Origin of the sequence: Amycolatopsis sp. SB7-3 (genome assembly GCF_041021335.1) — a bacterium.
GTDB classification, from domain to species: domain Bacteria; phylum Actinomycetota; class Actinomycetes; order Mycobacteriales; family Pseudonocardiaceae; genus Amycolatopsis; species Amycolatopsis japonica.
In genome coordinates this window covers 106025-124517 of the sequence record NZ_JBFPJQ010000008.1, presented here as the reverse complement: position 1 = coordinate 124517, position 18493 = coordinate 106025, and the positions used below count along the sequence as shown (strand labels likewise).

Genomic DNA, 18493 nt, shown 5'->3' with positions numbered 1-18493 from the left:
GTTATCGCTGCCGGGCTCGTCCGAAAGTGTGACCTGGGTCGCGCGGAAGAGTGGGTTTCGCTCCTGCGATGGTGACCTCGGGTGACCGGCGAATCGCCCGAACGGCAGAGCGACCTGCCCGGTTTGAGAGGCTTGGCCGATGGCGGATCGTTATCTCACCGTGGCGGGTACCGGGGTCCACGAGATCGAAATCCGGCGGTCGCGCTTCCTCTGCGCGCTCGCGCCGGTCACCTCGGAGGAGGCCGCCCGCGAGGTGATCGCCGCCAGGAAGAAGGCCGATCCGGCGGCCCGGCACCACTGTCACGCGTTCGTGTTGGGCGCCGACGGCAGGACTCAACGTTCGAGTGACGACGGCGAGCCCGCGGGCACGGCGGGCACCCCGATGCTCGAGGTGCTCCGCCGCCGCGAGCTGACCGACACGGTCGCCGTGGTGACCCGGTACTTCGGCGGGGTGCTGCTCGGCGCCGGCGGGCTGATCCGGGCGTACGGGCAGGCCGTTTCGGAGGCCGTCGACGTCATCGGGGTGCGGGAGTACCGGCGGCTGCGGCTGGTGGAGGTCGTCGTCGACTACGACCGGGCCGGCCGCCTGGAGAACGACATCCGCTCGTCGCCGTACCTGCTGCACGCGACGCGCTTCGAGGACGTCGCGCATTTCGACGTCGGGCTCGCGCCGGACCAGGGTGAGACGTTCCACGCCTGGCTCGCCGACCTCACCGGCGGGGAGGCCCTGGCCGAGGAGATCGGCGAAACCTGGCTGCCCACCGGCCGCGTTTAGTCCTCTGAATGCGGTTCGGGCGCCGATCGCCACTCGTCCAGGGTGATGGCGTACTCGACCTCACCCTCTTCCGTGCCGGGGATCGGGTGGTCGAAGTGCTGGTGGTAGGTCCGGACGTACCGCATCCCGATCTTTTCCATGACCCGCCGGGACCCCAGGTTCACCGCCATGGTCGCCGCCCAGATCCGCCGGGCCCCCAATTCGGTGAACCCCTTCTCCAGGAGCGCGAGCGAACCTTCGGTCGCGTATCCCTTGCCCCAGGCCGACCGGTTCAGCCGGTACCCCAGCTCGGGGTCGTCCGTGTGGTGTCCCCGCAGCGGGCGGAAATGGAACCACCCCAGGAAATCCCCGCTCGATTTCTCGATCGCCGCCCAGAACCCGTAACCGGGGAAACGCTCGTAGTAACCGAGAAAGGCGGGAAGGTCCAGCTTTTCGATCTCCGCCCGGTCGGCGGGTTCGCCCCCATTGAGGTACCGCATGACTTCGGGATCGTCGTAGAGCGCGAACAGGTCGTCGACGTCGGCACCGGTGAACTGCCGCAGCACGAGCCGCTCGGTCTCCAGAAAGACACGCATCACGAGATCGTGGCGCTCCCCGCGCGCACCCGCAAACGTTTTTAAGCGGCGGCCAGCGGCGGGAACGCGCCTTCCAGTGCCACCGCTCCGGCTTCGGTGAGCAGGGCGGGAACCCGCTCGCCCCAGCGGCCGCCCCGGGCGGGCATCACCAGGCCGAGGTGGGCGAGGCGATGCGCGGTGTGCTGGTCGCAGCAGGCGAGACCGTCGACGAACAGGTCCGGCTCGCAGCTGCAGCTGATCTCGGCGTGGCCCTCGGCCACGGCTCTCAGGGTGGCCCGCTCACGATGGTTCAGGCCTGTCCGAACGTCCATGGCGCGCCTCCTTTCCGTTTCCGCTGTGAACAGTGAAACCCATACCCCCGACAGTTTCCGTCTCCTACGATGCGAAGTCTCGGATTTCGGGCGTACTTAGGGGTGGTGTGTCGGGTATTCCGGGGTGAAGACCTAGGGGGTGTCACCCGGTATTCGGCGCGGAAGGGGTTCCAGCTCGGTCTTGCGCAGATGCCGGAAAATGATCGAACTCCGGAAGCCGATGATCTCTTTGCGCTTCGCCAAACGATCCACCAGGAATGCGTGGAGCTGATCGACGTCCTGGGCGGCGACGTGGATCAGGAAATCGTCGCTGCCGGCGGTGACGAAAACGGAGAGGACCTCCGGCAATTCCGCGACCGAACGCTGGAAGGAATCGATCACCTCCCGGCTCAGCGGCCGCACCTGCGCCGAGACCATCGCCTGCACGCCGCGGTTGAGGCTGCGCAGGTCGATGTCCGCGTGATACCCGCGGATGACGCCGCGCTCCCGCAGCAGCCGCGTCCGTTCCAGGCAGGTCGACGGTGCGACGCCGACCTTGCGGGCGATGTCGCGGTTCGACTGCCGCGCATCCGCCTGGAGTTCCCGGATGATCGCCGAATCAAGTTCGTCCACGCTCACTCCTTCACCAGCCTTGCCGAATATCGTTCGGCAAGGACTCCGTAACCCTGCGCATCACCCTAACTTCGGCGCATTCAGTCGACTAAATGCGAAGTAGGGGAGTCAGATGTCCGTACAGGAGCTGGTCGTCCGGCGGGGGCGCCGGTCCGGGGTGACGACGATGGTGGCCGTGCATTCCAGCACGCTCGGCCCGGCCGTCGGGGGCTGCCGGTTCAAGGTCTATCCGCGCGTCCACGACGCGATCGACGACGTCCTGCGGTTGTCCGCGGCGATGACCCGCAAATGCGCGGTCGCGGGGCTGGACTTCGGCGGTGGGAAGAGTGTCGTCGCGCTCGACGGCGTGCCGTCCGCCGAACAGCGGCGCGAGATCCTGCTCGACCACGCGGACCTCATCGCGTCACTCGACGGTGCGTATCTCGCCGGACCCGACGTCGGGACCGGCCCGGACGACATGCTCGTGCTGCGCGAGCGGACCCCGCACGTCTTCTGCCTGCCCGAGGAGCACGGCGGCACCGGTTCTTCGAGCGGGCCGACCGCCGTCGGCGTGCTCGCCGCGCTGCGAGCGGGGGCGCGGGCGGTCTTCGGTGACGACGGGATGAACGGCCGCAAGGTGGTCCTCAGCGGCTACGGCTCGGTCGGTGCCCACCTCGCCGCGAACCTGGTCGAGCAGGGCGCCGAGGTCGTCGTGTCCGATGTGGACGAACGACGCCTCGCCGCGGCCCGCGAACAAGGCCTGGCCCTGGTCCAGCCGGAGAAGGTGCTCGGCGTCGAAGCCGACGTCCTGATCCCCGCGGCCGTTGGCGGGGTCTTCGGCCCCGGAACCGAGGTCGCCGCGCCGCTCGTCGTCGGCCCGGCCAACAACCAGCTCACCGACGACACAGTGGCCGGCGACCTCGCCGCCCGGGGAGTCCTGTGGATCCCGGATTTCGTCGCGAGCGCCGGGGGAGTCGTCTACACCCTCGGCCGGGAGAAGGAGAACCTCACGCACGCCGAGGCGCTCGCCCGCGTCGAGGCACTGGAGAAGACCACGCAAGGGATCCTCGACGCCGCTTCGGCCAACGGCACCACGCCGTTGGCCGAAGCGGACGCGCTCGCCGAAGCGAGACTCACTTCTGGTGCGGGGCCACGTACTCCTTCGCCTCGGGAGCCTCGAACAGCGGCTTGACGTAGCGGACGCCGCCCTCGGCCGACGCGTCCGGTGTCGCCGCGTACACCTGACGTGTCGCCGGGGTGCCCGGCTTCGAGAAGTCCAGCGCCGCCACGAGATCCTCCGTGCTCGCCGACGTCGTCTGCTTCAGCGCCGCCGCGACGCCGTCACGGGTGAGGTCCTTGTTCTCGCAGGCCTTCTTGAGCACCGCGCCCCACACCTCGCCGACCGCGTAGCCGTAGGGGATCCCGCCGTTCGGGGTCTCCTTGTACGCCGCCTTGTACTTCGTGGCGACTTCCTTGGCCTTGGGGATGTCGGCGGAGAACGGGACGCTGCTGGCGACGATCGTCAGTTTGTCCAGCGCGTTCGCCGCGGGGCTCTTCAGCAGCACGGGGTCGAAGGTCGGGTTGTTCCCGAGCACCGGCACGTTCAGTCCGAGCGCCTTGTTCGCCGCGAGGGCGGAACCGGTCTGTGCCGGAGTGGTGGTGAGAACGATGGACTTCACCCCGTCGCCTTTGAGCCCGGTGATGATGTTGGTGAGGTCGTTGTCCGTGGAGGTGATCTTGACCTCCTTGACCGTCAGATTGTGCTTCTTGGCGTAGAACTGCGAGCCGCGCAGGCCGTTCTTGCCGTACTCGCCGTCGATGTAGACGTGCCCGATCGTGTCGCCGTCCTTCACCAGGCCCTTTTCCTGGAAGTACGACAGCCCGTCGATGATCTCCAGGTCGTACGTCGTCCCGACGATCATCACGTACTGGTTGTCGAGCAGTTCCGAAGACCACGACGCGGGCGCGGCGACGGTCTTGTCCGAGGCGATGTTCTGCTTCAGCGCGGCCACCACCGGCGAGCCGAGCAGCTGCACGAAGCCGAGGACCTTCGGTTCGATCTGCGGATACAGCGTCTTCGCCGTGTCCGCCTTGTAGCCGTGGTCGACGGTCTCGAGTTTGACCTGACGGCCGCACACCCCGCCCGCGGCGTTGAAGTCCTTGGCCCACAATTCGTTCCCCTGCGTGATACCGAGCCCGAGGTTCTTGAACACCCCGGTCTTGTCGGTCATCACGCCGAGGGTGATCTCCGAGGCCGTCGCCCCTTTGTCGGTCTTGACGCCCGAACCGTCCGCCCCCGAGGACCCCGAGTCGCCCGCTTTCGTGCTGCACGCCGAAAGGGCGAGGACCGCCGCCAGCGCGACGGCCGGATAGATGCGCTTCATTTGTCTTGCTCCTCCGGGAGATGAGGTTTCTTGGCGGGTGTGATCCGTCGTCCGATCGCGGCGAGTCCGCCCGGTTCGAAGAGCACCACGAGGATGATCGCGGCGCCGTAGACGAACGAACTGACCAGGATCGGGGTCAAGGCGCCGTCCCCGGTTCCGGAGAACCAGCCGAGATCGGCGGAATACAGCGAAAGCACCTGCGGCAGCCCGTTGACGATCAGCGCGCCCACCAGCGCGCCGGGCACCGAGCCGAGTCCCCCGATGATCACCATGGCCAGGAAGGCGATGGAGATGTTGATGCCGTACGTGCCGAATTCGCTCTCGTCGGGTTTGAGGATGTCGAACCACAGCACGGTCATCGCGCCCGCGAGCCCCGCGTACGCCGAGGAGACCGCGAACGCGCCCGCCTTGGCCCGCGTGACGCTGACGCCCATCACGGACGCGGCGGCCTCGTTGTCGCGCACCGCCCGCCACGACCGGCCGACCCGGCTGCGCACCGCCGCCTTGGCGACGACGAACGCGAGCACGGTCAGCAGCAGGAACAGGTACCAGAGCCGTTCCGCCTGCCGGATCGGCACGCCCAGCAGCTCGATCTCGGGGCCGCCGTTGGTGAACGGGAAGCCGAACAGCGAGAACGGTTCCGGGGTGCGCCCGGTCGACGTCCCGCCGGTCAGCGTCTCGGCCGACTGTCCGAAGTAGAGCCCGAGGAACACCAGCGAAAGCGACGCGACACCGAGGTAGATCCCGCGCAACCGTCCGGAGACCGGCGCGAACGCCAGCCCCAGCAGCGCGGCGACGACCACCGCGCCGATCAGCGACAGCCCGGGATCGAGCCCGAGCCCGATCACGCGCTCGTCGTCGGACGGTCCGGAAAGGACGGTGTACCCGGTCGCGCCCGCCAGCAGGAAGAACGCGTGCGCCAGCGACAACTGCCCGGCCTGCCCGACCAGCAGTGTCAGCCCGATCGCGCCGACGCCGCCGATCATCATGTACTGCCCGGCCTTCAGCCAGGCGGCGTCGAGATACAACGGGATCGCGAGCAGGACCACCAGCAGCGCGACCCAGACCAATGCCCTGAGCAGGCGTCCCCGATCGCGTTTCGGGGGCGGTGCCGTCGGGGCGGCGGCGGGGGTTTTCACGGCGGTGTCAGACACGGGTGCTCTCCCTCGTCCCGAACAACCCCGACGGCCGCACCACCAGGACCACGAGCATCACCAGGAAGACCGCGCTCTTGGAGAAGTCGAACGACACGTACTGCGCGGAAAGCGCCTCGACCAGCCCGACGACGAGGCCGCCCACCACCGCGCCCGCCGTCGAGTCCAGCCCGCCGAGGATGGCCGCGGGGAACGCGGCGAGCGCGATGGAGTGCGTGCCGCGGGACAGCCCCGCGCCGGAGAAGTCCTGTGTGGCGATGAAGAGCACCGCGACCCCGGCGAGGACGCCCGCGACCACCCAGGCGGTCGCGGTCACCCGGGAACTGCGGATGCCCATCAGCGCGGCGGCCTCGCGGTTCTCGGCCTGCGCCCGCATCGCGACGCCCCAGTTCGAATACTTGAACGCCAGCGTGAACGCGGTGATCAGCACGGCGGCGACGAGCAGCGCCACCAGATGCGTGCGGAACAGCGTGATCCCGCCGAGCTGGAACGGTTTCGCGTCCCAGGCGTCGCCGAGGAACGGCAACGTGACGCCGAGCCGCCGCACGATCTCCTCGGTGATGATCACGTCGACGCCGATGGTCAGCAACGCCAGGCTGTTCGCGTCCGCGTGCCTGGAGCGGGACAGCAGGAACCGTTCCAGCAGAAGGGCGAGCAGACCAGCCGAAACGATGCCGACCAGTGAGGCACCCACCCAACCGAGCGCTTCGCGGGTCACGACGACCAGGTAGCCGCCGAAGAGCACGAGCGAGCCGTGCGCGAAATTGACCACCTCGGTGGCCTTGAAGATGATCACGAAACCCAGCGCCAGCAACGCGAACACCGCGCCCTTGCCGAGTCCGTTCACCACGAGTTGCAGGAATGTGTTCACGCCGTGGCCTCCGTGCCGAGATATGCCCTGATCACGTCCGGATCCGACTGGACCTCGGCCGGTGTGCCGTCGGCGATGCGCTTGCCGAAGTCCAGGACGGTGACCCGGTCGGCGATGCCCATCACCAGCCCCATGTCGTGTTCCACCAGCAGGATCGAGATGCCGAGTTCGTCGCGGACGTCGCGGATCGTCCCGGCCAGCTCGGCGGTCTCGGTCGCGTTCATGCCCGCCGCGGGTTCGTCGAGCAGCAGCAGGACCGGTTCGACGGCGAGCGCGCGGGCGAGGTCGACGCGTTTCACCGCGCCGTAGGGCAGCGCGCCGACCGGGAGGTCCACCAGCGCGCCGATGCCGAGGAAGTCGCAGATCTCCCGAACCCGTTCGGCATGGCGGCGCTCGGCCCGGACCGTCCACGGCAGACGGAGGCCGCAAGCGAGGAAACCGCCCTTGGTCAGCGCGTGACGCCCGAGCATGACGTTGTCGAGCACGGTCGAGCCGGGGGAGAGGGCGGCGTTCTGGAACGACCGGCCGACCCCGAGCCGGGCGAGCCGATGCGGCGCGAGTCCGGAAAGGACGGTGTCGCCGAGCCGGACGCTGCCCGTGTTCGCCCGGTAGAGGCCGCTGATCACGTTGAAACAGCTGGACTTCCCGGCGCCGTTCGGGCCGATGAGCGCGTGCAGCGAACCGGAGCCGACGGTGAACGAGACGTCGTCCAGCGCCCGGATCCCGCCGAAGCGCAGGGTCACGTTCTCGACGTGCAATTCGGGCGGCGTCATCCGGCCCACCTCGACAGGCTCCGGCCCGCGAGGTGCTTGCGGGCGTCGGCGGCTTCGGCTTCGGCGGTGGCCTGCGATTCGGCGTGACCGCCCAGGTAGAGGCGCTGGACCTCCTCGCTCGCCGCGAGCTCGGCCGTCGTCCCGGCCAGCGCGACCCGGCCGACCTCCAGGACGATCGCGTGGTCGGCGACGCGCAACGCCATCACGGCGTTCTGCTCGACCAGGACCACGGCGGTGCCCTGTTCGTGGATCTCGCGGATGATGTCGCCGATCCGCTCGACGATCTTCGGCGCGAGACCGAGCGAAGGTTCGTCGAGCAGCAGAAGCCGCGGGCCGGACATCAGCGCACGGCCGATCGCGAGCATCTGCTGCTCGCCGCCGGAAAGCAGGCCGGCGCGCTGTTTGGCGCGTTCGGACAGGACCGGGAAGAGCTCGTCGACGCGTTTGCGGGCGGCGGCGCGTTGCTCGGGGGAGCGGGCGCCGATCCCGCCGGCGCGCAGGTTCTCCTCGACCGTCATCCGCGCGAAGACCTGGCGGCCTTCGGGGACGCCGACCACGCCGAGACCGACGATGCGGGCGGGGTCCAGTTTGGTCAGTGGTTTGCCGTCGTAGCGCACCTCGCCGGCGGAAACCGAGCCGCGGTGCATCCGCAGCGTGCCGGAGACGGTGCGCAGCAGCGTCGACTTCCCGGCCCCGTTGCTGCCGAGCACGGCCAGCACGCCATCAGGTGAAACGTCGAGGTCGACCCCGTGCAGCGCGGCCACCGACCGGCCGTACCGCACCTGGAGATCACGAACACTGAGCAAGCCGCCTCCTCCGTTCGTGTGACGCGAGTCACGATCGGTGGCGGTCATCCTGCGTGGGCACCCTCCGCCGCGTTACCCCCACCTGGAGACCCACCCGGACACAAAACGGACACGACGCAATTCGTCCTCTGAATGCGGTACTTGCGCGTGCAACTACCGCATTCAGAGGACGAAACGCGTCAGAGGAGGCCGGCTTCGGAGGCCTTGCCGATGGCCTCGACGCGGTTCCGGGCGCCGAGTTTGTGCAGCGCGGACTGCAGATAGGTCTTGACGGTGTTCCGCGCCAGCCCGGTCGATTCCGCGATCTCCGGATTCGTCTGGCCCTGCGCGGCGAGCCGCAGGACCTCGTACTCGCGCCGCGTCAGGCCGCTGCGGGCCAGCGCGTCGGACCGCTGGCCGTCGTCGGGGAAGATCCGCGGATCGACGACGCGCTCACCCTTGAGCACCTGCCGCAACGCCGCCACCAGATCCGTCCCGGCGACGTCCTTGAGCAGGCAGCCGTGCGCCCCGGAGTCCAGCGCGGCCCGCACGCCCTGATGGTCGCCGTGCGCGGTGAACACCACGATCCGCCCGGCCGGGTGCACGCGCCGGAGTTCGGCGATGACCTCGGGCGCGAGCATGTCCGGCAGCCGCAGGTCCAGCAGGATCAACGCCGGTTTCAGCTCACCCGCCCGCCGGATCGCGGACCGGCCGGTCTCGGCCGAGCCGACCACGGTCATCGCCGGGTCGTAGCGCAACAGCAGGCTCACCCCGTCGCGGACCACCGGATGGTCGTCCACGACGAGGACCGTCACCGGCGACGGCACGGTTCCGGCACCCAGGCGCGCAGCGTGCAACCGTCGTCTTCGTCGCGGACCAGGCTGACCCGGCCGCCGACCCGCGCGGCGCGTTCGGCCAGCGCGCGCAGCCCCATCCCGGTGCCGGGTCCGGGCTCGTCGGCGTCTTCGGCGCGGCGTCCGGTGCCGTCGTCGGCGACGACCACCTGCACACCGTCCTCACTGGGCAGGAGACTCACCACGACGGACAGCGCTTCGGCGTGTTTCTCCACGTTGAGCAGGCCCTCCCGGACGGCCGCGACCAGGACGCCGGTGCGTTCGGCGTCCAGCCGCGGCACCGGCGCGAGCTGCACGAACCGCGCCGGGACACCGCAGCGCGCCTGGAACGAACGGCAGTGCTCGGCCAGTTCCACCGGCAGCGCGCGTTCCGGGCTCGACTCCGACAGCGCGAGCAGCGACTCGCGCAGCGCCCTCGACGCGGCCGACACGTCGCCTTCCAGCCGCCGCAGCCGCGATTCGAGCGCCGGGTTGTCGCTGATGTCCTCGTGCAGGTTCCGTACCTGGACGCCGATGGAGAACAGCAGCGCGCCGACCGAATCGTGCAGCGCGCTCTGCATCCGGAGCCGCTCGGCGGACAGCGCGGTCTCGCGGTCGGCCTCGGCGACCGACGCCAGTTTCAGCGCCCGGCCCGCCTCGGTGGCGATGTCCTCGAGGGACTGGACCGCGTCGTCGCCGAAGTCCCGGCGCTCGCGCATGGCGGCGTACGCGATGGCGACGGTCTCGGTCCCGCTGACGATCGGGACGGCGATCATCGCGGCGAGCCCCTCGCCGCGGACCTGCGCGTCGAACTGGTGGGTGATACTCGGTGAGCTCACGTAGTCGTTGACCCGCACGGGCCTGCCCAGCGCGAGCACCCGCCCGCCGATGCCCTGGCCGATCGGCACGGCGAGATCCTGCAGGGCGTCGGTGCGGGTGCCCGACATCCAGCGGATCACCGCCTGTTCGGGTCCGGCCAGCTCGGCGACGAAGCCGGAATGCGTGCCGATCGACTCGCGGATCAGCCGCGCGGTGCCGTTGAGGGCCGCGACCCGGTCGAGGGTCGCGAGCAGCTCTTCGCGCTCGCGAAGAAGTCCGCCGAGCACCGCGCTGTGCTCGGCGGCGAGCTCTTCAGCGGCGTGCCGTCTCGCCGTCACGCGCTCACGATCGCATATCGGACGTGGTTTCCGACACACCCGTCCGGAGAGGTTCACCGATGCGTTTCCGGCCGCGGTTGTCTTGAATGGACCTCGTGGAGATCCTGGCCGACGCCGCGACACTGGCGCTGTACACGACCGATGCCTCCAACTACCGGCACGTGCCGAAGGGCGTGGTGCTGCCGCGGAGCGTCGACGAGGTGATCGAGGCCGTCGCCGCCTGCCGCCGGGCCGGGCTGCCGGTGATCGCGCGCGGTGGCGGCACCAGCGTCGCGGGCAACTCGTGCGGGCCGGGCGTCGTGATCGACACTTCGCGTCATCTCGGCGGGGTCCTCGACCTCGACCCGGCGGCGCGCACGGCGAGGGTCGCCCCGGGAACCGTCCTCGACGACCTCCAGCGGCACGCCGCGCCGCACGGGCTCCGGTTCGGCCCCGACCCGTCGACGCATTCGCGCTGCACGATCGGCGGGATGATCGGCAACAACGCCTGCGGTTCGCATTCGGTGGCCTGGGGCCGCACGGTCGACGTCGTCCGGGAGCTGGACGTGCTGCTCCACGACGGCACGCGGTTGACCGCCGGGCCGACCTCACCGTCCGAAGTGGACGCTCGTGCGGCCAAGCCCGGCGCCGAAGGACGGGTCTTCTCCGAACTGCGCGCGCTGGTCCGGGACAACCTGGCGTTGCTGCGCACCGAACTGTCCTCCTTCAGCAGGAGGGTCTCCGGATACGGGCTGGAACACCTGTTGCCGGAGAACGGTTTCGACGTCGCCAAGGCACTGGTCGGCAGCGAGGGCACCTGCGTCACCGTGCTGGAGGCGCTGGTCTCGCTCGCCGAAGTGCCGGAACGCAAGGTGCTCGCGGTACTCGGCTTCGAATCCGACATCGCCGCGGCCGACGCCGTCCCGGCGATCCTGCCGTGGTCGCCGCTGACCGTCGAAGGCGTCGACGCGGATCTGGTCGCGCTGCTGGAGCCCGGTCGCGCCGACGGTCTGCCGCCCGGTGGCGCCTGGCTGTTCGTCGAAATGGCCGACCCGGACCAGGCCCGCGGGCTGATCGACGGGCTCCGCGGCGCGCTGACCGGATCCACGCTGCTGGACGACGCGGCCGCGCAGAAGCGGCTGTGGCGGATCCGGGAGGAGGGCGCCGGTCTCGCGACCCGGCTGGCCGGGGGAGAGGAGGCATGGCCCGGCTGGGAGGACGCGGCCGTGCCGCCCGAGCGGCTGGGCGCCTACCTTCGGGAGTTCAAGCAGCTCATGCGCGAGCACGGGCGCAAGAGCGTCGTCTACGGCCACTACGGCGAGGGCTGCCTGCATCTGCGGCTGGACTTCGATCTGCTTTCACCGCGAGGGATCGCCGGATTCCGGTCGTTTCTCGAAGAGGCGGCGGATCTGGTCGCCGCGCACGGCGGCTCGCTGTCGGGGGAGCACGGTGACGGCCAGGCACGTTCGGAACTGCTGTCCCGGATGTACAGTCCCGAGATGCTCGCGCTTTTCGCGCGGTTCAAGGGGATCTTCGATCCGGCGGGCATGATGAACCCCGGCATCCTGGTGAATCCCCGGCCGGTCGACGCCGATCTCCGCGTCCGTCGCGCACCGCTGGAGCTCGAAGACGTCACCGCGCTCGCGTACCCGGAGGACCGGGGCAGTTTCGGGCAGGCGATGCGGCGTTGCGTCGGTGTCGGGAAATGCCGCAACACCACCGGTGCGGGCGTCATGTGCCCTAGTTACCGCGCCACACGCGAGGAGAAGCATTCGACGCGGGGCCGCGCGCATCTGCTCGCCGAGATGGTGAACGGCGAGCTGATCACCGACGGCTGGCGCTCCGAGGAGGTCGCCGAGGCGCTGGATCTCTGCCTGTCGTGCAAGGGCTGCCTGTCCGATTGCCCGGTCGACGTCGACATGGCGACGTACAAGGCGGAATTCCTGCACCAGCACCATAAAGGACGGATCCGCCCGGCGTCGCATTATTCGATGGGCTGGCTGCCGGTGTGGCTGCGTGCGGCGTCACTCGCGCCCCGGCTGGCGAACACGCTGTCGCGCCGGTTCTCCGGACTGCTGAAGAAGTTCGGCGGGATCGCGCCGGAACGGGATCTGCCGACCTTCGCGACGGCGCCGTTCACCCGGCGACGGCCGGATCTCAAACGCTGGGCGACCGGTGCCCGGCCCGTGGTGCTGTGGCCCGACTCCTTCAACAACTACCTCACGCCGGACGTCCTCGACGCCGCGACGGAGGTGCTCACCGCCGCGGGCTACGACGTCGTCCTGCCCGATCGCGGCGTCTGCTGCGGTCTCACCTGGGTGTCGACCGGACAGCTCGATGTCGCGAAGAACGTGTTGCGCCGCACGCTTTCCGTGCTCGAACCGTACCTGCGGGCGGGGTATCTGGTGGCCGGGCTGGAGCCGAGTTGCACGGCCCTCTTCCGCGGCGACCTCCCGGCTCTTCTCCCCGGCGACCCGGTGGCGGACCTGCTCGCCGAACGGACCAGGACCTTCGCCGAACTCGTCGAGGATTCGCCGCTCGAGTTCCGCTCGCTGGACGTCGAGGCGCTCAGTCAGGTGCACTGCCACCAGCACGCAGTGCTCGGCTTCGACGCCGACGAGGCCGCCATGCGCGCCGCGGGTATCCACAATTCCACAATGGATTCCGGCTGCTGTGGATTGGCGGGCAACTTCGGTTTCGAGCGCGGGCACTACGACGTTTCCGTCGCCTGCGCCGAAGACCGCATGTTGCCCGCGATCCGCGCCGCGGCCGAGGGCACCGAAGTGGTCGCGGACGGCTTCAGCTGCCGGACACAGATCGAGCAGCTCGACGGGCGGCGGGCTTTGCATCTGGCCGAGCTGTTAAGGCGCGCGCTGCCCTAGCCGCGCGTCGCGCTCGGCGTACTTCTTCAACGTCAGCAGCTGTTTCCGCATCATGACCAGGTCGCCCCAGCCGAGCAAGAACTCCTTGAGGCGCCCGCCGAACCCCGCGGACGTCACGACGATGCGGCACAGCATGCGGCAGGACGTCTCGTCGATCGGCTCGACCGAATACGTGGCGGCCACCGGGCCGAACAGCTTTTCGGACTGGGCGAAGGTCCGCCCGGTGAGGCTGTGCCCGCGGTCGACCTCGGTCAGTTCGAACACGATCAGCGTGTCGCCGGGAGCGAGTTCGTCGGCGCCGGGGGTGAGGGTGCCGGGGCTGCGGCGTCCCCGGTTGTCGAGCAGGTCGTAGCTGTAGGGCGCGACCGAGATCTGACAGAGCCAGCGGTAGGCGAGCGCGGCGGGCGCCCGCACGGTGACCGCGCGGTCGAAACGCGCGACCGGGCCGTCGAGCAGGGTGTCCGCCGGCTGCGCGCGGCGGCGTTCTTCCGTGGTCGCGCCCCAGTTCGCGGGTGATCCGAAGGGCATGTCCGCCTCCCGTACGGTGCCGTATGGTTTCCCATACGGTAGCGTATGCCGCGTGAAACGGAAGCTCGCGCGGGAGGATTGGGCGGACGCGGCGCTCGAAGCGTTGTGCGAAGGCGGCGTCGGCGCGATCGCCGTCGAGCCCATCGCGGCGAAACTCGGGACGACGAAAGGCAGTTTCTACTGGCATTTCGCGAACCGGGACGCGCTGGTCGAGGCCGCCGTGCGCCGGTGGGCCGAGCAGCACACCGAGGCGCTCATCACGTTGCTGGACGGGATCGCGGATCCGGCCCGAAGGCTGCGTGAACTCTTCGAGCTCGTCTTCGGCGCGAAGGACGAGCGGGCCGAGCTGGCCCTGCTCGCCCACGCGGACGACCCCGTGATCGGCCCGCTGCTCGCCGACGTCACCGCGCGGCGCGTCGAGTTCATCGTCCGGTGTTTCCGCGAGATGGACTGCCCGGAAACCGAAGCCCGCCATCGCGCTTTGCTGGCGTACACGGCGTTCGTCGGGTTGATCCAGGCGCAGCGGGCGAGCGGCGGCGCACTGCTGTCCGCCAAGGAACGCCCGGCCTATCTGGAGTTCCTGCGCGGGATTATCACCCGGTGAGAAGGGCCTTCCGGCCGCGCGCCGCGCCGCTCATCATCATGCTCCATGACAGCCACCTATCCCGCGGCGAAGGACGACCCCGCGACCCCGATGGGCGCGATCTACGCCGAATACCCGCCGATGTCCCGGGTCGTCTTCCCCAGCGGCTGCGAAGGCTGGCTGGTGACCCGGTACGAAGACGTCCGCCTGATCTTCTCGGACACGCGGTTCTCCCGGAACCTGCTCGCACCGGGCGCGCCGTGTCTCATCGAACCCGGTGACTTCTCCACCGGCGAGCACAGCATCCTCAACATGGATCCGCCGGATCACACGCGCCTGCGGAAGCTCACGGCGCAGGCCTTCACCGTCCGCCGGATCGCCGGGCTCCGGCCGCGGATCCAGCAGATCGCCGACACGCTCCTGCGGGCGATGGCCGAGCACGGCCCGCCGGTGGATCTCGTGGAGACGTTCGCCTTCCCGCTGCCCACCGCGGTCATGTGCGAGATCCTCGGCGTCCCTTACGAAGGCAGGGAACGGTTCCGCCAATGGTCGCGCGTGATCGTCACGCCGATGGCGTACGGCCCGGCGGAAGTGGCGCAGGCCCGGCGTGACGGGGCGGAGGACATGGCGGCGCTCGTCGCCGTCAAACGGGAGACGCCGGGGAACGACCTGCTGAGCGTCCTCGTGCACGCAAGCGACGAGGACGGCGACCGGCTCACCGAGGCCGAGCTGATCGATCTCGCCACCCAGCTCCTGCTCGCCGGGCACGAGACCACGGTCAGCCTGATCGCGACCGGGATCGTGCTGCTGACAGGACATCCGGATCAGCTCGCCGCGCTGCGTTCCGATCCGAGCCTGACGGAGGGGGCCGTCGAGGAGATCATGCGGTTCGACGGACCGGCCGACGCGTCGCTGCTCCGGGTCGCGCTGGAAGACGTCGAGCTGAGCGCCGGCCCGGTCCGGCGCGGTGAGGCGGTGCTGGCGCACACCGGCGCGGCGAACCGCGACGAAGCCGCCTTTCCGGGCGCGTCCCGGTTCGACATCCGGCGGCGGAACGCACCGCAACTCGGCTTCGGGCACGGCCTCCACTTCTGCCTCGGGGCGGCACTGGCCCGCCTCGAAGGGGAGATCGCGTTCCGGACCCTGCTCGACGGGCTCCCGGGACTGGATCTCGCGGTTCCCGCCTCGGCCATCACCTGGCGTCCGCCGCTTTCGATCCGCGGCCCGGAGGCGGTGCCCGTGACCTGGGCTACCACCAAGCGCGGCTGAGGCTTTCCAGCGTCGGTTCTTCCGGTCCGGGGAGAACACTGAGGTACCAGGTGAAGTTGCTGTAGACGTGCAAAAGCGCGTACGCCAGGCAACGCCGGGAGAAGCCTTCGTCCGGCTCGGCGCCGTATCCGGTGAGCAGCCGCCGCAGGAAATCCTTGTCCCCGCCGGAAACGAACAGGCCCACGGCGACGAAGTCGTACTCGGCCGCGCCCCGCATGGCCGGTTCGAAATCGAAGAGCCCGGTCAGCCTCGGACGGCCGCCGTCGTGGGTGACCATGAGGTGGTCACGCATGAATTCGGTGTGGAGTGGGACGGCCGGCGGGCTGCTCAGCTCGACGGAATCGAGGAACGCCGGGATCTGCGCGATCCAGCTTTCGTCGAGCCCGGTCCGCCGGTGATGCTCGACGACCTTCGCGCGTTGTCCGGCGACGAACGCGGCCCAGTCCGGCGGGCCGAGGACGTCGAGGCGCGGGTCGCGCAGTGAATGCAGGGCGGCCAGCGCCTCACCGAGTTCGGGCGCGATCCGGTGTTTGTCCTCTGTGGACAGTTTCGGCCAGGCGTCCTTCAGTGTTTCGCCGCGCAGGCGTTCCATGAGCACGTAGCCCCAGCCGTCCCGCTCTCCGGCTTCGTGCACGGCCGGGGTCGGGATCGGCAACTTCCCGTGCAGGACTTCGAGCATCGTCCGCTCGGTGGGGAGTTCGCCGAGATGCACCGGCGGGAACAGCTTGAGGACCAGATCATCGCCGACCGCATAGACCGGCAGGGAGCCCTCGGTGAACGGGACGGCTTCGCCGAAGCCGAGCGACCTCACGGCGGGGAGCAGGTCTTGCCTGGTCAGCGCGTCGAACTCGGCTTCGGTGCCGGCGGGCGGGAACGTGGTCACGGCCCGACCGTAGAACAGCGCGTCGGGGACGGCGACGCAATTACCCGCTGCGTTCCAGCAGGGTCCTCGCCGCGCCGAGCACCAGACGGCAGACGTCGTCGGGATCCGCGCTGGCCAGCGGTTCCTTGCCGGTGATGTCGCGGACCAGGCCGATCCCGAGCAGCCAGGCGAGGACGAGGTCGGCCCGCAGTTCGGCGTCGTCGGCGTCGCTCAACGTGGCGAGCACCTTCGCGTACTCCTCGCCGAGCTGCCGCCGGACCGCGGCCGCGGCGCTGTCGTGCCCGGTCGAGCGCAGGTACGCGTCGAGGGTGCGGTCGCGGCCGGTGTCGGATTCCAGCATGCTGCGCAACGCCGTCCCGAGCAGTTCGTCCGGTGGGGTGGTGGCGATCTGCTCGCGTCCGCCGCGCGCCAGGACCTCCTCGAACAGCGCGTCCTTCGACCCGAAGTAGCGGAACAACAGGGCTTGGTTGACTCCGGCGAGTTTCGCGATGTCGCGCACGGTCGTCCGGTCGAAGCCGCGCTCGGCGAAGAGAGCCGCCGCCGCGTCGAGCAGGGCCGCCCTGGTCGCGGCCGCGTCGCGCTTGCGGACCTGCGGTTCTTCCGTCATCGGCAAAGGCTAGCCGGGCGTCGCACGGTAGGCGCATTGACGCTCAGCGTGATCATGGTTAGCGTTGTAAGCAGTTGCTTACAAACCGCCGAGCCGGGGGGTTTCCGGACAAATGACCACCACAGACACCGAATTCGTCGCCTATCCCTTCAATGAGGACGCCGGCCTCGAACTCAACGAGGCGTACGCGGCCGCACGCGCCACCAAGGGCATGCTTCGCGTCCGGCTCCCGCACGGTGAGCCCGCCTGGCTCGCCACCCGGTACGCCGACGCGCGGTTCGTGCTGGGCGACCGGCGGTTCTCCCGGGCGATGGCGGCGGAGAAGGACGAGCCGCGGATGGCGCCCGGCAGGCGCCCCGGCGGGATCCTGAGCATGGACCCGCCGGATCACACCCGGTTGCGCACGCTGGTCGCGAAGGCGTTCACCATGCGCCGCGTCGAACTGCTGCGCCCGCGTGTCGCCGAGCTGGCGGCCGGGCTGATCGAGGACATGAAGGCCAAGGGGCAGCCCGCGGACCTGGTCGAGGACTACGCGCTGCCGATCCCGGTCGCGGTGATCTGCGAACTGCTCGGAGTGCCGGTCGAGGACCGGCCGAAGTTCCGCGTGTGGAGCGACGCCGCGCTGTCCACCAGCCCGCTGACCACCGAAGAGATGATGGCCAACCAGGACGACCTGCGGGCGTACATGCACGTGCTCGTCGAGCAGCACCGCGCCGAGCCGCAGGACGATCTGATGACCGCGCTGATCGAGGCGCGCGACGTCCGCGACCGGCTGAGCGAGCTGGAACTGGTCGACATGTGCATCGGCATCCTGATCGCCGGGCACGAGACCACCGCCAGCCAGATCCCCAACTTCGTCTACGCCCTGCTCGAACAGCCGGAGCAGCTCGCCCGCCTGCGTGCGGACCTGGACCTGATCCCGGCTGCGGTCGAGGAACTGCTGCGGTTCGTTCCGCTGGGTGCCGGCGCCGGGTTCGCCCGCTACGCCACCGAAGACATCCAAGTGGGTGACGTGCTGGTGAAGGAGGGCGAGCCGGTGATGGTCGCGATCGGCGCCGCCAACCGGGACGGGCTCCAGTTCACGTCGGCGGAAACCCTGGAATTCGGCAGGGAAGCCAATCCCCATCTCGGTTTCGGGCACGGCGTGCACCACTGCCTCGGCGCTCCGCTGGCCAGGCTCGAACTGCAGGAGGCCCTGAAGGCGTTGCTGCGCGATCTCCCCGGGCTGCACCTCGACGGCGATATCGTGTGGAAGACCCAGATGCTGGTGCGGGGCCCCCGCTCCATGCCGATCGGATGGTGAGCATGAGCTGGAAAGTCGAGGTCGATGGCAACACGTGCATCGGCTCGGGGATGTGCGCGGCGCTGATGCCGGAGGTCTTCGAACTCGAAGGCGCCGTGGCGACAGTGGTCAAGGGGGAGGTGGATCCGGACGAGACGGTGCTCGACGCGGCGGATTCCTGCCCCGCGATGGCCATCGAGGTGACGGAAAAGGGTGAGGTGATCGGGCCGAGGCCCTGAACGTCGCCCTTCTATGCTTGCTTCGAAAAAGG

20 protein-coding genes are annotated in these 18493 nt (G+C 69.6%); 7 read left to right on the top strand and 13 right to left on the bottom strand.

Annotation, left to right across the window (positions count from 1 at the left end; all coding sequences use genetic code 11):
* Nucleotides 1–139 precede the first annotated feature (139 nt).
* A complete protein-coding gene (locus tag AB8M46_RS36975) occupies nt 140–775 on the top strand; it encodes a YigZ family protein (RefSeq protein WP_378417289.1) in 636 nt (211 codons plus the stop codon).
* Here the strand turns inward: AB8M46_RS36975 and AB8M46_RS36970 are convergent.
* The 3 genes from AB8M46_RS36970 to AB8M46_RS36960 all read right to left on the bottom strand — a co-directional run bounded on the left by AB8M46_RS36970 (nt 772) and on the right by AB8M46_RS36960 (nt 2273).
* Nucleotides 772–1350, bottom strand: coding sequence for a GNAT family N-acetyltransferase (locus AB8M46_RS36970; protein WP_378421598.1), 579 nt, complete (start codon nt 1348–1350; stop codon nt 772–774). The genes AB8M46_RS36975 and AB8M46_RS36970 overlap by 4 nt on opposite strands.
* 41 nt (nt 1351–1391) lie before the next feature.
* Nucleotides 1392–1661 carry a hypothetical protein gene (locus tag AB8M46_RS36965; RefSeq protein ID WP_037346685.1) on the bottom strand — a complete coding sequence of 90 codons (270 nt, stop codon included), beginning with the start codon at nt 1659–1661 and terminating at the stop codon, nt 1392–1394.
* A gap of 132 nt (nt 1662–1793) precedes the next feature.
* Nucleotides 1794–2273 (bottom strand): Lrp/AsnC family transcriptional regulator, encoded by a 480-nt coding sequence (locus tag AB8M46_RS36960; protein ID WP_016332097.1) that lies wholly within the window; start codon nt 2271–2273, stop codon nt 1794–1796.
* Nucleotides 2274–2385: 112 nt separating this feature from the next.
* Between AB8M46_RS36960 and AB8M46_RS36955 the strand changes: the two genes are divergently transcribed.
* Nucleotides 2386–3444 (top strand): Glu/Leu/Phe/Val dehydrogenase dimerization domain-containing protein, encoded by a 1059-nt coding sequence (locus tag AB8M46_RS36955; RefSeq protein WP_394363185.1) that lies wholly within the window; start codon nt 2386–2388, stop codon nt 3442–3444.
* On the opposite strand, the gene AB8M46_RS36950 is transcribed toward AB8M46_RS36955, so the two are convergent.
* The 7 genes from AB8M46_RS36950 to AB8M46_RS36920 form a co-directional block, all read right to left on the bottom strand.
* A complete protein-coding gene (locus AB8M46_RS36950) occupies nt 3386–4636 on the bottom strand; it encodes an ABC transporter substrate-binding protein (RefSeq protein WP_037346690.1) in 1251 nt (416 codons plus the stop codon). The two genes, AB8M46_RS36955 and AB8M46_RS36950, sit on opposite strands and share 59 nt — an antisense overlap.
* The gene (locus tag AB8M46_RS36945; protein WP_394363184.1) at nt 4633–5790 is read right to left on the bottom strand and encodes a branched-chain amino acid ABC transporter permease; all 1158 of its coding nucleotides are present in this window, start codon (nt 5788–5790) and stop codon (nt 4633–4635) included. Before AB8M46_RS36945 ends, AB8M46_RS36950 begins: the two co-directional genes overlap by 4 nt.
* A complete protein-coding gene (locus AB8M46_RS36940; protein WP_038517770.1) occupies nt 5783–6661 on the bottom strand; it encodes a branched-chain amino acid ABC transporter permease in 879 nt (292 codons plus the stop codon). The genes AB8M46_RS36945 and AB8M46_RS36940 overlap by 8 nt, the downstream gene beginning before the upstream one ends.
* Nucleotides 6658–7434, bottom strand: a complete 777-nt coding sequence (locus tag AB8M46_RS36935) for an ABC transporter ATP-binding protein (RefSeq protein ID WP_394363183.1) — start codon at nt 7432–7434, stop codon at nt 6658–6660. Before AB8M46_RS36935 ends, AB8M46_RS36940 begins: the two co-directional genes overlap by 4 nt.
* A complete protein-coding gene (locus AB8M46_RS36930; RefSeq protein ID WP_043848629.1) occupies nt 7431–8240 on the bottom strand; it encodes an ABC transporter ATP-binding protein in 810 nt (269 codons plus the stop codon). The genes AB8M46_RS36935 and AB8M46_RS36930 overlap by 4 nt, the downstream gene beginning before the upstream one ends.
* Nucleotides 8241–8419: 179 nt before the next feature.
* A complete protein-coding gene (locus AB8M46_RS36925) occupies nt 8420–9046 on the bottom strand; it encodes a response regulator transcription factor (protein ID WP_037346695.1) in 627 nt (208 codons plus the stop codon).
* Nucleotides 9031–10209 (bottom strand): GAF domain-containing protein, encoded by a 1179-nt coding sequence (locus AB8M46_RS36920; protein ID WP_125735475.1) that lies wholly within the window; start codon nt 10207–10209, stop codon nt 9031–9033. Before AB8M46_RS36920 ends, AB8M46_RS36925 begins: the two co-directional genes overlap by 16 nt.
* Before the next feature lie 95 nt (nt 10210–10304).
* Between AB8M46_RS36920 and AB8M46_RS36915 the strand changes: the two genes are divergently transcribed.
* Nucleotides 10305–13070: an FAD-binding and (Fe-S)-binding domain-containing protein gene (locus AB8M46_RS36915; protein WP_394363286.1), complete on the top strand. Its 2766-nt coding sequence runs from the start codon at nt 10305–10307 to the stop codon at nt 13068–13070.
* Here the strand turns inward: AB8M46_RS36915 and AB8M46_RS36910 are convergent.
* Nucleotides 13050–13598: a hypothetical protein gene (locus AB8M46_RS36910; RefSeq protein ID WP_394363182.1), complete on the bottom strand. Its 549-nt coding sequence runs from the start codon at nt 13596–13598 to the stop codon at nt 13050–13052. The genes AB8M46_RS36915 and AB8M46_RS36910 overlap by 21 nt on opposite strands.
* A gap of 52 nt (nt 13599–13650) precedes the next feature.
* On the opposite strand from AB8M46_RS36910, the gene AB8M46_RS36905 reads away from it, so the two are divergent.
* Both AB8M46_RS36905 and AB8M46_RS36900 read left to right on the top strand, forming a co-directional pair.
* A complete protein-coding gene (locus tag AB8M46_RS36905) occupies nt 13651–14202 on the top strand; it encodes a TetR/AcrR family transcriptional regulator (RefSeq protein ID WP_394363181.1) in 552 nt (183 codons plus the stop codon).
* 45 nt (nt 14203–14247) lie between these two features.
* Nucleotides 14248–15450 carry a cytochrome P450 gene (locus tag AB8M46_RS36900; protein WP_394363180.1) on the top strand — a complete coding sequence of 401 codons (1203 nt, stop codon included), beginning with the start codon at nt 14248–14250 and terminating at the stop codon, nt 15448–15450.
* Here AB8M46_RS36900 and AB8M46_RS36895 read toward each other — a convergent pair.
* Nucleotides 15431–16333, bottom strand: coding sequence for a phosphotransferase family protein (locus tag AB8M46_RS36895; RefSeq protein WP_394363179.1), 903 nt, complete (start codon nt 16331–16333; stop codon nt 15431–15433). The two genes, AB8M46_RS36900 and AB8M46_RS36895, sit on opposite strands and share 20 nt — an antisense overlap.
* 40 nt (nt 16334–16373) lie before the next feature.
* Nucleotides 16374–16940, bottom strand: coding sequence for a TetR/AcrR family transcriptional regulator (locus AB8M46_RS36890; protein WP_037346711.1), 567 nt, complete (start codon nt 16938–16940; stop codon nt 16374–16376).
* Between the two features lie 112 nt (nt 16941–17052).
* Here AB8M46_RS36890 and AB8M46_RS36885 point away from each other — a divergent pair, with 112 nt between their 5' ends.
* Together AB8M46_RS36885 and AB8M46_RS36880 are read left to right on the top strand one after the other, a co-directional pair.
* Nucleotides 17053–18243, top strand: a complete 1191-nt coding sequence (locus tag AB8M46_RS36885; protein WP_394363178.1) for a cytochrome P450 — start codon at nt 17053–17055, stop codon at nt 18241–18243.
* Nucleotides 18244–18245: 2 nt separating this feature from the next.
* Nucleotides 18246–18461: a ferredoxin gene (locus tag AB8M46_RS36880; RefSeq protein WP_016332112.1), complete on the top strand. Its 216-nt coding sequence runs from the start codon at nt 18246–18248 to the stop codon at nt 18459–18461.
* Nucleotides 18462–18493: the final 32 nt, after the last annotated feature.

Coding starts and splice junctions, on each gene's coding strand:
- AB8M46_RS36975 (WP_378417289.1), top strand. CDS start 140: ATGGCGGATCGTTATCTCACCGTGGCGGGTACCGGGGTCCACGAGATC.
- AB8M46_RS36970 (WP_378421598.1), bottom strand. CDS start 1,350: ATGCGTGTCTTTCTGGAGACCGAGCGGCTCGTGCTGCGGCAGTTCACC.
- AB8M46_RS36965 (WP_037346685.1), bottom strand. CDS start 1,661: ATGGACGTTCGGACAGGCCTGAACCATCGTGAGCGGGCCACCCTGAGA.
- AB8M46_RS36955 (WP_394363185.1), top strand. CDS start 2,386: ATGTCCGTACAGGAGCTGGTCGTCCGGCGGGGGCGCCGGTCCGGGGTG.
- AB8M46_RS36950 (WP_037346690.1), bottom strand. CDS start 4,636: ATGAAGCGCATCTATCCGGCCGTCGCGCTGGCGGCGGTCCTCGCCCTT.
- AB8M46_RS36935 (WP_394363183.1), bottom strand. CDS start 7,434: ATGACGCCGCCCGAATTGCACGTCGAGAACGTGACCCTGCGCTTCGGC.
- AB8M46_RS36910 (WP_394363182.1), bottom strand. CDS start 13,598: ATGCCCTTCGGATCACCCGCGAACTGGGGCGCGACCACGGAAGAACGC.
- AB8M46_RS36900 (WP_394363180.1), top strand. CDS start 14,248: ATGACAGCCACCTATCCCGCGGCGAAGGACGACCCCGCGACCCCGATG.
- AB8M46_RS36890 (WP_037346711.1), bottom strand. CDS start 16,940: ATGACGGAAGAACCGCAGGTCCGCAAGCGCGACGCGGCCGCGACCAGG.
- AB8M46_RS36885 (WP_394363178.1), top strand. CDS start 17,053: ATGACCACCACAGACACCGAATTCGTCGCCTATCCCTTCAATGAGGAC.
- AB8M46_RS36880 (WP_016332112.1), top strand. CDS start 18,246: ATGAGCTGGAAAGTCGAGGTCGATGGCAACACGTGCATCGGCTCGGGG.